The sequence below is a fragment of the Paenibacillus sp. FSL K6-1330 genome, assembly GCF_037976825.1.
In the GTDB taxonomy this organism is placed as follows: domain Bacteria; phylum Bacillota; class Bacilli; order Paenibacillales; family Paenibacillaceae; genus Paenibacillus_AQ.
The window spans coordinates 3,644,528-3,659,292 of sequence record NZ_CP150269.1; the positions used below are offsets into that span (position 1 = coordinate 3,644,528).

A 14,765-nucleotide genomic window follows, 5' to 3' on the forward strand; every position below is an offset into this window, starting at 1 on the left:
ATGGTAACCGTTGAGCAATTCACGCATAGGGGAATCCATTTCTTGAATGAAGATGCGCTTGTCATAAACGAGCTAGCCGCAGTGTATGGCGTGTTAGATGGGGTTTCATCCATCGTCCCATACCTCAGCGACAAGAAGGAAACCGGAGGTTACATCGCTGCTCAAGCCGTGAAGAACTACTTCGAATCACTGGACCGGGTCGAACAGCTTACGGAGCATGCTGCGGCAGCGAACCAAAAGCTAAGAGAACTTATGCTGCAAGCCAATATCAACATGGAGAAAAAAGACGGGCTTTGGGGTACTGCTCTTGCTCTTGTACGAATTCAAGAGGATCGCGTGGAATTTATACAGACAGGCGACTGCATGATTCTTGCCATATACCAAGATGGGGAGGTTCGCCCGTTAACCTGGAGGCAAGTCGCTCATTTAGAATCTCCGGCGATCGCAAAATGGGAGGAGGGCGTGAGTAAGGGATTGTCCAATCAAAAAGACCTCCACGGGACGGTGATTGATATCATCAGGGAGAATCGCTTTCAGAGTAACATAAATGGGGGTTATGGAGTACTGAACGGGGAGGCCCATGCCGTTCACTTTCTCGAATGCGGAAAGATCAACAGGTCACGATTAAAGCACGTAATTTTGTTAACGGATGGTTTATTCTGGCCTGAGAGCGATGTACCGAGTGATCGATTCTATTGGGATTATATCGCGCAGCGGATCCTCGAAAAGGGCGTTGAGCAGTATGCACTTGAATTACTAGAGATCGAAGAGGCTGACCCTGAGTGCTTAACATATGCAAGATTCAAAAAATCCGATGACAAAACAGGCATGGTGCTTCACTTTAACAACCCATAGTTGGTCGAATACGATATAAGCGTACTTTGCCTAACAACATTTTCATGTCCAATTCATATTTTATGGTAATGGCATGGAAGCGGGAGGTATGTAGTATGGGCCAAGGAACGCAAAGAAAACGCAGACAAGGAAATTCGAAAAAAGCGACGGTTAAACAATTGGCGTTTATTGCAGCCATTTTAATATTGATTGCCTCAGCTATAGGCCTCTACGTTGCGTATGATGATTTGTTCGAGGAAGACGGCGTTGAAGTTGTCGTATAACTAAATGGGTTTAAATAAACCAATCTCCATAAACGTTTATTTATCTTTCATATATATGACATATCGAATTTACGCTTCAATATGAAGGCAGCCGTTCTGATCATTAGAACAGGCTGCCTTTGTCATGGATTCCTTTATAGCTGAATTAGGAGTTTGGTTTTGGGGTATTCGGACCTTTATGATGAGGCAGCAACTTCATGCCGGCATGCTCCAGATGGACTTTTACTTGAACCGATTCCAGAGCGCCTGGATCAATCGGTTGGGAAGACGACTGATATGTTTTTTTCCAAAGTCGGGAATCTTTCTTAAAAAAAAGGTGCTCCAAGCTGAATAGGTCCGTTTTTGAAGCAACCCCGTTTTTAAACGTAGTTAGAATTTCCTCCCGCACTTCCGCTGCTGCCTGTATTTCGATTTCAGCCTTGGTCATGTCATCGAGAGCTTCATCCACGCTTCCATTTAACTTCAGATGAACACGGTATTTGGGCATGCCGTTAACAATAACTAATTCTTTGCGAACTTTGGGATTTGTTAATACCACGACCCCTGCATATTCGCCGCGCTTATTCGTGAACAGGATGTGAGATCGTTTCGTATCGGTTTCCAGCCAACGCAAGCCTGTGAGTTTATCATTGGTGAATAGTCCATTCGATACCCCTTTAGATATAGCAAATACTCCGTTAATCACCAATTTCGGATTATCTTTTTGGTTTAAGCTCCAGGTCTTTTTATCAACCGACAGATTAGGAAGCAACACCGTGCTGGCTGGTTCTGTAATCAGCGCCATGAAATCGAAATATCGAATCGGTACGATATAGGATTTTTGTTTAAACTCCTCAGTAGGTTCATGAGCTAACGTATTCAATTGGGAGAGGTTGAAAAACGCAGGGACAGTAAACAATTGATCGATGGAGTCTTTTGTACCATATACCCAAGGTGTCATACGAACCTCCTGATACCGGCCGATGGTATCCAGTTTGGTTAGGACATTTGATTTCAGCACGTTCTCACTAAGTAGAATACAGGAAATATGGCTCCAGCTGGTTCGTTCCTGTAAGGTATCGTATAGGGCGTTTACCGCCATGTCCAATGTTTTACCCTTTGTTTTGGAAGTCCACACCTGGGATGGCTTTTCCGCCTTTCCGGTTTCGGTTTTGGCTACGGATGTAAAATCCATCATTTGGGTATATACAACGAAGTTACCGTCCTCCTGATCGATGCCGATGGCTGTGATGTAATTCATGTCTTGTATTTCCTTGATGTCCCAGCAACCCGTTAACAGATTTAGAATTACCATTAACAACATTAATTTTATGATTCTGACGCAAATTGTCATCTCATGTAGGTTCCCTTTCTTCAGATGTGTCATCTATCGTCTGAAACATTTCCGGTCGGTTTTTGTTGAAAGCCCATGGTTTTTTTAAGAGGGAGCTCAACAGATCCTTGTAGGTTAATGGTGATAGAGGAGCTAGATACGGAAGACCGAAGGATTCCAATACAGAGAGGTAGGCAATGAGACTTAATATTCCGATGAAGAATCCGAGCATGCCTAGCAAGGAAGACCATAACAGCACATATAGACGAATAATGCTGACCGTCCCGCTTAGTGTTTGATTGACTAATGTAAAAGTCGCAACTGCGGTTGTTGCAGATACAACCAGCATGGTGGGTGACGTAAGGCCCGCGCGGATGGCAGCATCGCCGATAATCAGACCGCCCAGGACAGCAATGGTTTGACCGACTGCTTTGGGCAGCCTGATCCCAGCCTCCCTGAATAATTCGAACATGCCCAGCATTAATAAGATCTCCATTGGCGCGGAGAGCGGAAGCCCGAATCTGGAGACGGTGACGGTCGCAAGAAGGAGAAAGGGAAGCTGATCCATGTTGTAGCATGTCAAGGCAACCCAAAATCCCGGGAGCATAATGGCAAGAGATAGACCTAACAACCTGAGAAGTCGCTCAAAGATTACAAAGTGGTAAGGGAAATAAGAATCTTCTGGTGTTTTTAATAATTCCAGTAAGTTGCATGGTGCAATCAATGCCATTGGCGATCCATCCACAAGAATGGTAAAACGTCCTCTAAGCAAGCACTCCACGACAAAATCCGGCCTGCCAATGTAGTCCATAAGTGGAAACAGGGACAGGGTAGAATCGGAAAGCGCCTCCTCCAGCTGACCGCTGGTTACCAGAGCATCGACTTTGATCCCTTTTAAACGCTCTTTAGCCTCGTCGACAATCTCCGGGCGTATAATATCGGAAACATACAGAAGCGCTACTCTGGTCTGACTGCGATCGCCGATGATCATTTGTTCATTGTGGAGTGTGGCCGTGCGAAGTCGTTTTCGAACAAGTGCCACGTTCATGTTTAAATCCTCCGTAAAAGCGTCTCGCGCCCCTTTGATAGCCACCTCCGTATTGGATTCCTCAGGTTGTCTATTAGGACGCGCGGCGAGATCGATGGAATAAAAGCATTTTTCTGTTAAAAAAAATAGTATCATTCGTCCTGCAAACAGAAACTTTACAACATCGGCAGGCTGTTTAATTTTGCTCCATTCCATCGATTTATCCAGTTCTCTGGCTAACGGCTCCCAATCATTGAAGTGTTCCAGTTTTTCTTCCAGATCTGGCAGCACATATTGGGTCATCAGCTTGGAATCAACCATGCCTTCGCTGTAGAGCAGCAATACGGGAATACCATCTTCATGCTTTCCCGGGAAAGATTTGATGACGACATCCGCAGAATTGGCAAACATGGAACGCAGGGATTCCTCATCCAACGTGTCGGATGCGGGCTCACGGTCCAGAATGAACCTGGTTTGTTTCGATTTTCGGCGGAACATACCGTTTCGAGGTCTGTGATTTGTCATCTTCTATCCTCCGTTTGTTTTAGGTTTAAATGCTACTGCAATCGCAATGAAAAGCGTCAGCACGGAAAGAAAGCCTAAGAATGCCAGCGAGTATTTGCCCAGAACGAATAACTCGATTTGTCTATCGATTACCGGAATTAAAGAGAAGACAGACAGTGCGATACCCACCCCTAACAAATACCAGAAGCGTCGCTTGGATTTTTTAAAGGATATGCCATCGGCCATAATAAACAGGAACAGAGAAATACGAATTAATGTGCCCGATATCCATTGGTACAAAGCCAGAAAATCAACATGCGTTATATATTTGGTAATGGTGACCAGCATCCACTGTTCGTATGCGGGATAGCGTGATTCCATGGCGGGAACAGGTCCGAATGCGGCGATAGCTCCCATCAATGGTCCCAGCGTGAGTCCGCCCAGAAGAACAGATAATATGACAATCGAGAGGTAGTTCATCTTTCGTTTCATGTGATGCTGAAGAAAGATCAGCACGATCATCTCCATAAACCCGCCGCCGGCTACGATCATGCTTTTGAGCATAGGCGTGTATCCTTCCACGAGTAGGGGCGTCAACAATGAATAGTCCTTATATTGAAGATTCGACACAGCTACAAAATGTCCCAACACCCATACAATGGGAAGCAGGATTCCGGATATGATGGCTATCGAGCGAATACCGTTATTTGCCACATAAACGCACAAAAGGATAAGGGTGAGCGAGACGACCGTTTTGGGCGTTCTCGGCAAGTAGGTGACATGAATCCAGGTCGCCGTTTCTCTTAATATCACCATGGACATCCAAAAAAAGTAGAGTGTTATTATGCTGGCGAATATCCAACCCATGACCGGACCAAAAGAATCTTTGAACCAGGCGATTATAGACTGTTGGTGTGTTCGCTTCATGATAAAAAACAAAATGTAAACCCAGCCGATATGAAGGATCATGGTCATCAGGGTGCCCATCCATGCATCGCGGCCTGCGGTTTGCAGAAGAAGAGGGATCAGGATTACGTGATTGGTTATCCCCAAGGATAACAGCATGATGAAATATACATCGATCAAGGATATCTTTTTGGTTGTGGCCATTATACTACTCTCCATATGAGGGAATACATGCTAATTCGATACAGTGAGTATTCTCCATTATCCGCATTTTATGTATGAGGTGAAGAAGTACAACCATCCTGTATGTGGCTGCGAACAGAATGGGGAGGGGATATCAGGTCATTAATTACTTACTAAGTTGGGACCGGGAATGCGAATCGGTTTCATGGAAAAGTCGGATCGCCTGTCGAATGGATGTGGTTTTTGCGATTACCCAAGAAATAATCAGGGGAAATCATCTGTCTGTTAAATAGCGAAACATTGAAAATCGGGTTGGCAATTGTGTGGAGTGGGGGGAGCCGTTCTGGTTTTTAGAGGATGCATGGAGAACATGAAGTCGTGGGTTTTTACTGCTCTAAGAAAATGATTTCTATCCAGTAACCATACCGTTGACCTCAACTATTTAATGTGATTAATTAAAATGATTAATCACATTAAATATAATCAATGAATGGCGAAAGTATCGTCAATTAATGACGTTAATTAAATATATTTAATATCATTAACTATTGTCTCCAAAGCCCGTAACCAAGGGTTGGGGCAGTAGTTCTATTGCATAACAAAAGCATCGCAGATCCAATTATAATCGGACCTGCGATGCCCTTAAATATCTGTCACTTGTTTAACGGGAATGATCATTTCTTGTTTGGCAAGTTGTAGCTTTCACGGATCAAGGAGAAATAATGATCGGCGCGAACGACTTTGAAATCTGCCCCGAGCTGTTCGGTCAGGGCCAGCGCATCGGATGGAGTCATACTCCATGCTAACATACCGAGCGAGACGAACAACGGTGACTTACCATCCCAATTCGCTTTGGCTTCATTGAGCACCTGCAATCCGTCTTGAACGGTGCTGATCCCGCGGATCGTAGACACGGGCAGGCTGTCGCCGATAATTTCAATTCCGTATTTGTCTTCATAACTAATAAATAACCCAGGTACGTTATATTCCTCCTCATAAGCTTTTGCTTTATCCGGTGACAACGGCACATTCTCGCTATCAACTCGGTTCAGTACATAAGGGATTGTCATTCCTGTCTTTCTCATATACCTTTCGGTTTGCTGCAAAAACGCCCGGAAGCTTGCATCAGGCCATGGACTCGGATAGAAGTAACCGGCACCGGAAGGCCCGGCAATAAGCAAATCATTCTCCGTTGCCGTGTTTTGATAGTAATTCAATATGGCAGGGGCACCTTCATAGAGCAGTGGGCTTGAAGTCCAGTTTATCGGAACCTTGCCTCTGGCCGGGTCATCCCACATGACGCGCATGCGATGCTGGTTATATTGAAAGTTGTCGCCTTCCGTAAAGGTGTATGTTACGTAAATTTTGTTCTCAAGCGCCGGCCGAGGAGGCGTTTTCGCCAGCTTGAAATCCGGCTTGGTTCCCGAGAAGACCGTCAGATTGCTGAACCAATCGGCTGCAAGCACATAGACGCCGTAACGGGAGGCAATCTCGACCGAGCTGAACTCACCTTCCACATCATTGCTGAACCAGCCGAGATAAGGGGTGCCCGGCTTCACATCGGACATAATTTTCTCGAAGAGCGCCTTTTGCTCAGGTACATTGGAATCGAGCCAGAATACCATCGCTTTATTGGCGACGGCGTAATCTCTTAAATAGCCATAGGGTTCCTGCTGCTCGGCAGAGGGAGGACGGATATTCCCTGCCGAAACCTTGTACTGGTTCCACATATCGACTTCAGCGGTCAGTTTCTGAGTTCCCGCAGGCGGAGTGAATTCATACACAAAATAACTGCCGTTATCGGCAAAGCGGTGACCGCCTTGGCCTTCACTGAACTTCGAGTTTTGCCGATCATAGAGATAAGAGTCTTCTTCAGGGGTTCCTGCAATGAATCTCGCTATCTCTTTGTCGTCAGCCTTGACCGTAACTTCATGTACTGCGGGTCCCCAACCATCCTGGGTGAAAGCATCATCAAAGCGCAGATAAACCGCTGATTCTCCCAAGAGCGAGGAGAGGTCGAGGTTATAAGTATCACGGTTGCTTGCATCCCGCACCTGTTGCTTCTCTTCGGCAATCGTCACGAACGATTCAGGCATTCCGGAAGGAATACGAATCGCTGTATCCGGATCCAGCCCGATCAGCATCTGATGAGTCGTCTGCTTCCACAGATGCTCATATTGCCAGGTGTAAGCATCAAGCCGGTTATTGAATTTGCCGCGAAGATCGTCTAGGATCTTCAAATTATGCGGGGCTTTGGACAATTGGGCGGCCAGATCCGGACTGGCAACGACCGCATTCTTCAAACCTGCGAGCGTGGTGGCGACATTAATCGTATCAGGAACTTTTGGATCATATACAATCATGCCTTTAACCTCGCTCCGATAAGCGGAGAACACGTCCCAATAATCTTCATGAAGCGTGTAAGGCACCTTTATATCCGCAAGCCAGGTTAATTTCCCTTCTTCCTGGGATTCAATCAAATAGATTCGGGGCTCTTCCCTGTTAACGATTCCCTGCAAAGTCCCTAACAACAATTTAATGTCACCTGGCGCATTATAAATATCTGCGACATCCAGATGCTTAGGCTTCTTGAAGTTTGGCAGTTCGCGGTTCTTGGAGCCGTTAGGTTGCGCTGACTGTGCATTCGTTCCCGAAGCGTAAGCTGCGCCGGTCGTTAATGAAAAAGCGCATAGGATAGCTAAACAGAGAATCGTGACTCTACGAGCCATGGCGAATTCACTCCTTGTTATGGTCTATGGTCAGAAATGGAAACGTGTGTATCCGTAAACATCGATCCTCCTTTTGCGGCCCAATAGCCGTCAACACTACGCTTATCAACACATATTTAATATATTCAAATGTGTTTTTACAAGTAGTTCGACAAAACTTCCTATAATTCTTGAAAATCAGGCAATTTAAACGTAGGCATATCAAGGGTTTGTCGTAATGGGCTGTTGATCGACTCATGCTTGTTTATTGCGCTTGTATGTGTAAGGATATATTATATATTTCAAATATCATGAATGAATTGGTGATGTGATTAGAATGAGTGCAAACGATCGAATTCCGTTGTATCAGCAAATCCAGGACTATATCCGACACGTCATAGCAGCAGAAAATATGAAGCCAGGTGACCGCATTCCGACAGAAAAGGAGCTGATGGATCAGTTTCATGTCAGTAAAATAACCGTTGCCAATGCCCTAACCGGATTAGCGAATGAGAAATTGATTGCCCGTGTGCCGGGTAAAGGCAGTTTTGTAGCAGAGGAGGCTGACTTCTCACCTGCTGGCCAGTCATCGACAACGCTGCTTAGGGGAAGAGACGGGAAACTGGCCACGGGCATGATTGGCGTGATTATGCCCACCATCCATGATTATTTCGCGATCAGACTCATTGAGGGAATCCAAGAGGCACTGAATCACGAAGGTTATCGCAGCATGATCATGTTGACCGATGGCAAGCTGGAGAAAGAAAAGGATGCCATCAAAGAGCTGAAGGCTCTCGGAGCCGAAGGGCTGTTGATTTTCCCGGTCGACGAGGAGAACTACAACGAGGAAATACTGGGTATGAAGCTATCCGGTTTTCCTTTTGTGCTGATCGATCGGTATTTACCTGGGGTCGAGACCCACTATATTGCCGCCGATGGAAGGCGGGGTACGAGACTTGCCGTTGAACATCTATGGGAGCTTGGACACCGGGACATCGCCATATGCTCGGATTCTCCCCTTCAAACCGTCACGGTTCAGGAGCGGATCGAAGGTTACATTGATGCTTTAAAAGACAAAGGCGCATTAATCAATCCGGCGCATATGATTACGGATTTCAAACCGCTGAGCGTGCTCAAGGATGCCGAAGCTCATCCACTGTACCGGTATATCCGAAACCGCATGGTTACCGCCTATATTTCGCTGAATGGGAGATTGGGCGTACAAATCTATCAAATGGCCAAGCAAGCGGGGCTTAACGTGCCGGAAGACGTTTCGATCGTCAGCTTCGACGATCCGACTTCCATCGTGGAGGAATTCAGCATATTTACCCATGTGAAGCAGTTTGAATGGGATATGGGATATCAAGCAGCCGGAAAACTGCTCGAAGTATTGCGCGGTCATGGAGAAGTGAAGAGTTACAGCAAATTGCTGATTGAGCCTGAGCTTGTGATCCGCCAAACGTCGAGTCATGTTCCACAAACTTAATATTTACGCTAAGGAAAAGCCTTTTCCGTTAACTAACGGAGAAGGCTTTTTTAATTCTCTCTAAAAAACATATTGAATATATTGATACTATATATTATATTCTAGAAAATGATGGCTAACCAAGAAACAAAAGTACATCTAACCTGAGCAGGGAGGTTTAGAACGTGCCAAAAGACCGCAGAGAAGAGCGAACCGGGTTTCAGGAATCGGCTCTGTATCATCCCGACTATGATCTTCAGACTGACTTTGTGATGGTCTACGGAATTGATGAAACGATGCCGGAGCGCATTCAGAAATGGAAGGAAAAAGGATATATCGTCCATTTGATGACAGGAGTCGCATGGGGGACATACAACAACTACCTGGACGGAGAGGTTGACGGCTTATCACATTGGGATGAAGCGCAGACCGATCGTCATGGTGAGATGATCCTGCATGGGAAACGACCGGTTATTCCATACATGGTGCCAACGATTTCCTTTGGCCGATATCTAGCGGATCGAATACGCATTGCGGTTGATGCGGGTGTAGAGGCCATCCATCTGGAGGAGCCCGAATTCTGGGTGAATGGCGGATATTCGGAAGCGTTTAAGCGGGAATGGCTTCTGTATTACAAAGAACCATGGATTCCGCCACACGCTTCACCTGACGCACAATACCGAGCTTCTAAATTGAAAGCGCATTTATACACACGCGTGCTGGACCGGTTATGTGCAGAGATGAAGGAATACGCGCTAACTCGTTACGGCCGAGTCCTTCGCTTTTACGTTCCGACCCATAGTTTGATCAATTATACGCAGTGGCGAATTGTCAGCCCGCAATCCGGCCTCGTTGAGCTTCCATCCATTGACGGGTACATTGCACAGATCTGGACGGGGACATCAAGGACGCCGAACGTGTATGAAGGGCAACGCAAGGAACGGACGTTTGAAACCGCTTACCTCGAATATGGCGTGATGCAGGAGCTGGTTCGCGGAACCGACAGACGCATGTGGTTTTTGCATGATCCGATCGAGGATAACCCGAACCACACTTGGGCGGATTACAAACAGAACTACTTAAAGACCGTTGTCGCCTCACTGCTGCATCCCGGAGTTGCCCATTACGAAGTTTCACCCTGGCCGCGAAGAATCTTTCAAGGAACTTATCCATCCGAAGATGGCTCCGGTAAGGAGTCCATCCCGTCTGACTATGCAACGACGCTGCTCCAGGTCATGCACACGCTGGGCAACATGGACCAGGAAGTGATCGAATCGGCAGAAGATGACTTGCAAGTTGGCGTTCTGATTGCCGACTCCGCGATGTTTCAGCGGATGAAGCCGGAACCACAAGCGCCCGATGCCGGTAAATACGACGGTACGGACCCTGAAGGATTTCAGGCGGAAGGAGATACAGAGCTTCTTGATTTCTCCCCTTTTTACGGTCTGTCGCTCCCGCTGCTGAAGCATGGATTACCGGTTCGTCCGCTTCAGCTGGATAATGTAAGGCGGTATCCGGGTTATTTGGATCCTTACCGCGTGCTGGTTCTAAGCTATGAATTCATCAAACCGGAGTATCCGGACATTCATAATGCTCTTGCCCAGTGGGTGCAGGATGGCGGGGCGTTGATTTATGTTGGCGATGATAGCGACCCGTATCATGGCATTCGTTCATGGTGGAACAATGACCACAAGGATAACCTGTTTGGCCCGAAGTATAACTCGCCGCGGGAGCATTTGTTTGAGCAGCTTGGTCTGAAGGAGAAAGCGGACGGTATCCATCAGGCAGGAAAAGGCGTCGTGTGCTGGTTAGATCAACATCCAACTGACCTCACCCTATCCAAAGCAGGGGCAGACCAGCTGCGGCACGCCGTTCAAGCCACGCTGGAAGCACTTCACGGCGCAGAACGACCGTTGAATTCCAAACATTATTTCAAGCTCAAGCGCGGCCCTTATCTGATCGCTTCGGTTCTGGAGGAATCGATTACCGATGAGCCGTTGAACATCTCAGGCCCGATCGTGAACTTGTTCGATTCGAAGCTATCCGTTCTGGATCAGGTTACGTTAAGTCCAGGGCAACAAGCGCTGCTCTATGATGTTGAGGCTGGACGTCCTTCGGACGGCAAGGTATCCGTCATTGCTGCTTCCTCCCGAATCGAGGAGCTTGCCCAGACGGAATCAGGCTTCCGATTCATTGCTAGAGGGCCGTCCAATCTGCAGGCAAGCGCGAGATTGTATTGCCCAATAGAGCCGATATCTGTCCAGTACGTTATTCAGGATCAAGTCTTAACTGCTGGGTGGGTATGGGATCCGCAGTCGCTAACCGTGCTGCTGCAGTATGAACATGGGGGCGCGAACCATGCAGAGATCCAGGTTGATTGGAAGCCAGCGAAATTCATACCTGAACCTGCAGCCGATTGAGCAATTGAGAGGAGCAAATCATCATGCCATACGAACCGATAAGGCCGGAACGATTAAAACAAATGTTAAACCATCTTCGGGAAGCGATATATGAGCCGGTTGCCGAGTTGGAAGTGACTGCATGGGTTACGCCCGAGCCCGTATCGTTCATGGATCGAATGAAGGGCACGCAAATGACGCTTGTCCATGGCAAGCGATGGGGGAGCCTGTGGGACTGTGCCTGGTTCCGATTTACCGGCAGCCTTCCGGAAAATAGCCGTAAGGAAGACCTCGTTCTCTTACTCGACATCAACGGCGAGTTGTGCCTGGTGGATCCGGAAGGATCGCCGGTCCAGGGATTGACTACCGTGAATTCGGAATTCGATTTTTCATTAGGACTCCCCGGCAAGCGTGTTGTCCAGCTTCATGACATGTACCTGAACGGATCTGACATTGAAGTATGGGCAGATGCGGGCAATAACGATCTCTTCGGCAAATATCAGGGAGGAACCTTGAAAGAGGCTGTCATCGCGAACTGCCGGGAAGATATTCGAGCCCTTTATTACGATGTCGAAGTGCTCTTGGAAGCTGCCGAGCAGCTCCATGCTGGAACCGCGCGCAAAGAAAGAATCTATCAGGCGCTCTATGACGTTTCATTGCAGCTTACGGATTTCTCGCCGGAACTGGTGAATCAAGTGAAGAAGCAATTGGATAAACAATTAAGCTTGCAGGGGGGCGATCCGGTCTTAACGATCAGCGCGGTGGGTCATGCGCATATCGATTTGGCTTGGTTGTGGCCGATCCGCGAAACGATCCGGAAAGGCGCCAGAACGTTCTCTACCGCGCTTCGCATGATGGAACGCTATCCGGAGTATGTATTTGGCGCAAGCCAGCCCCAGCTATACGACTGGATGAAGTTGCATTATCCCGCGTTATATGAACAGATCAAGGAGCGGGTACGTGAGGGCAGATGGGAACCGCAAGGTGCCATGTGGGTGGAGTCGGATACCAATGTGCCGGGCGGTGAATCCTTGGTACGCCAGATCCTGTACGGTAAGCGATATTTTCAGCAGGAATTCGGCTTGGAGATGAAATCGCTCTGGATGCCGGACGTATTCGGTTACTCCGCAAGCCTGCCACAGCTGCTCAAGAAGTCGGGCGTGGATTATATGATGACCCAGAAGCTTTCCTGGAGCGAGTATAACCGGCACCCTCACCATTCCTTTCTGTGGGAAGGGATTGATGGCTCCGCTGTATTAACGCATATGCCGCCTGAAGATACATACAACAGCCCGGCAGCCCCTCGTTCCATCGCCAAAGCGGAGCGGGAATATTTAGATAAAAATGTATCCAGCCATGCCCTGATGCTCTTCGGCATTGGAGACGGCGGTGGGGGTCCTGGTGAAGAGCATTTGGAGCGGCTGGCACGCGAGAAGAACCTGCTTGGTCTGTCCCCTGTCATACAGGAGCCCTCGTGGAAGTTCTTTGAGCGATTGAATGAAGAACGCGAGTCGTTCCAGACATGGCGCGGTGAACTTTATCTGGAAAAGCATCAAGGCACTCTGACCAGTCAGGCGCGAAGCAAGCGGTACAACCGGAAGATGGAGAAAGCGCTGCGTGAGTTGGAGTTCGCTTCCGTGCTGGCTGCCCAGTTAGGCAGGACATACCCGTCCGAGACGCTGGAGACGATCTGGAAAGAAGTCCTGCTGTATCAGTTCCACGACATTCTTCCGGGCTCTTCAATAAAGCGGGTATACGATGAGTCGTTAGTGCGGTATGAAGAGCTGCTATCCCAAACGGAAGCGATGATTGCCGATACCTATCGCTATTTGGCAGAACACATTTCACACGATGCCGAAGCTTCTCCCGGGACGGTCGTTTTCAATTCGCTGCCTTGGGAACGCCGGGAGTGGCTGCACGCGAATGGACAATGGCATAACGTGTTGGTTCCATCGATGGGCTACGTCATCATATCAGATGTCGCCGATCCTGGAACCGAAGATGAAGTGGCATCTGGCATTGAAATGCTTCTAGAAAAACCGGAAGCGGAATTAGACATTACAGTTTCGGAACGAACCCTGGAGAACGATAAATTGATCGTGAAATTTGATCAAAACGGAGGCATTCTATCGATCTTGGATAAGGCGGTAGCTCGTGAAGTCATTCAGCAAGGCCAATCGGGTAACGATCTTCGTGTGTATCATGACGAAGGAGATGCATGGGATTTCCGTCATGACTATTCAGCGAATCCGGGCAAGCCGTTAAATCTCCTTCATATTCAGGAGCTACGGGACGGACCGCGAAACGGGCTGGTTTTCGAATACGCTTATGGTGAATCTACGCTGACGCAGACCGTTGTACTGACGGAGGGAAGCCGGCGCATCGATTTCGAGACGGCCGTCGATTGGAGAGAGAATGGCAAGATGCTAAGAACCTCGTTCCCGGTCAATATACGCACGGATCAGGTTCAATGCGAGATTCAGTTCGGCAGCTTGAGCAGGCCGACTCACCGCAATACGATGTGGGATTTTGCGAAGGACGAGATTTGTGCTCATCAATGGGTTGACTTATCGGAGCCGGATTATGGTGTCGCGCTGCTCAATGATTGCAAATATGGCCATCGGGCGATCCATAACGTGCTGGATCTGCATTTGCTCCGCAGCAGCTCTTATCCGGATCCGGATGCGGACCGAGCGGCGCACCGATTCACATATTCGTTATATCCGCATCAAGGGAGCCATGTGCAAGCCGAAATCTATCGACGAGGCAATGAGCTGAATATCCCGCTTCGTACGGTGTCCTTGCCTTCCATGCCTAATCAAGAGACAGGAGAGCTACCGTCATCTCAAGCATTTCTGAGACCGGATCATGCGAACATTATGGTGGAATCCGTCAAGAAAGCCGAGGATGGCGACGACATCATGGTTCGTCTGTACGAAACTTCGGGAACACATGCGGGCACGACACTCCATTTCGGATTTGAAGTGGTCGAAGCCTGGACTACGGATCTGATGGAAAACATCCTTACCGCACTGCCGATTGACAAAACATCCAACACAATTGCGCTTTCCTTCACGCCGTTTGAAATCATCACGCTGCGTTTGAGATTCCGTTAATGTAACCGGGGCGGTCAATCCGCCCCA

General features: G+C 48.0%; 9 protein-coding genes. 5 read left to right on the forward strand and 4 right to left on the reverse strand.

All coding sequences use genetic code 11. From position 1 onward, the window contains the following. Both NYE54_RS16510 and NYE54_RS16515 read left to right on the forward strand, forming a co-directional pair. Complete coding sequence (locus NYE54_RS16510) at positions 1-855, forward strand: protein phosphatase 2C domain-containing protein (RefSeq protein WP_339273270.1); 855 nt, start codon at positions 1-3, stop codon at positions 853-855. 95 nt (positions 856-950) lie between these two features. After that, positions 951-1,118: a hypothetical protein gene (locus NYE54_RS16515; RefSeq protein ID WP_339273272.1), complete on the forward strand. Its 168-nt coding sequence runs from the start codon at positions 951-953 to the stop codon at positions 1,116-1,118. A 145-nt stretch (positions 1,119-1,263) separates the two neighbouring features. Here the strand turns inward: NYE54_RS16515 and NYE54_RS16520 are convergent, their stop codons facing one another. The 4 genes from NYE54_RS16520 to NYE54_RS16535 form a co-directional block, all read right to left on the reverse strand. Then, complete coding sequence (locus NYE54_RS16520) at positions 1,264-2,484, reverse strand: Ger(x)C family spore germination protein (protein ID WP_339273273.1); 1,221 nt, start codon at positions 2,482-2,484, stop codon at positions 1,264-1,266. Next, a complete protein-coding gene (locus NYE54_RS16525; protein WP_339273275.1) occupies positions 2,453-3,982 on the reverse strand; it encodes a spore germination protein in 1,530 nt (509 codons plus the stop codon). Before NYE54_RS16525 ends, NYE54_RS16520 begins: the two co-directional genes overlap by 32 nt. Positions 3,983-3,985: 3 nt before the next feature. Continuing rightward, positions 3,986-5,071 carry an endospore germination permease gene (locus NYE54_RS16530; protein ID WP_339273277.1) on the reverse strand — a complete coding sequence of 362 codons (1,086 nt, stop codon included), beginning with the start codon at positions 5,069-5,071 and terminating at the stop codon, positions 3,986-3,988. 653 nt (positions 5,072-5,724) lie between these two features. Beyond that, entirely contained in the window at positions 5,725-7,779 is a 2,055-nt protein-coding gene (locus tag NYE54_RS16535) for a GxGYxYP domain-containing protein (RefSeq protein ID WP_339273278.1), read from the reverse strand. Positions 7,780-8,095: 316 nt separating this feature from the next. Here NYE54_RS16535 and NYE54_RS16540 point away from each other — a divergent pair, with 316 nt between their 5' ends. The 3 genes from NYE54_RS16540 (at position 8,096) to NYE54_RS16550 (ending at position 14,738) form a co-directional block, all read left to right on the forward strand. Then, positions 8,096-9,244 carry a GntR family transcriptional regulator gene (locus NYE54_RS16540; protein ID WP_339273279.1) on the forward strand — a complete coding sequence of 383 codons (1,149 nt, stop codon included), beginning with the start codon at positions 8,096-8,098 and terminating at the stop codon, positions 9,242-9,244. Between the two features lie 164 nt (positions 9,245-9,408). Next, positions 9,409-11,643: a hypothetical protein gene (locus tag NYE54_RS16545; protein WP_339273281.1), complete on the forward strand. Its 2,235-nt coding sequence runs from the start codon at positions 9,409-9,411 to the stop codon at positions 11,641-11,643. A 23-nt stretch (positions 11,644-11,666) separates the two neighbouring features. Then, positions 11,667-14,738, forward strand: coding sequence for a glycoside hydrolase family 38 C-terminal domain-containing protein (locus tag NYE54_RS16550; protein WP_339273282.1), 3,072 nt, complete (start codon positions 11,667-11,669; stop codon positions 14,736-14,738). Positions 14,739-14,765: the final 27 nt, after the last annotated feature.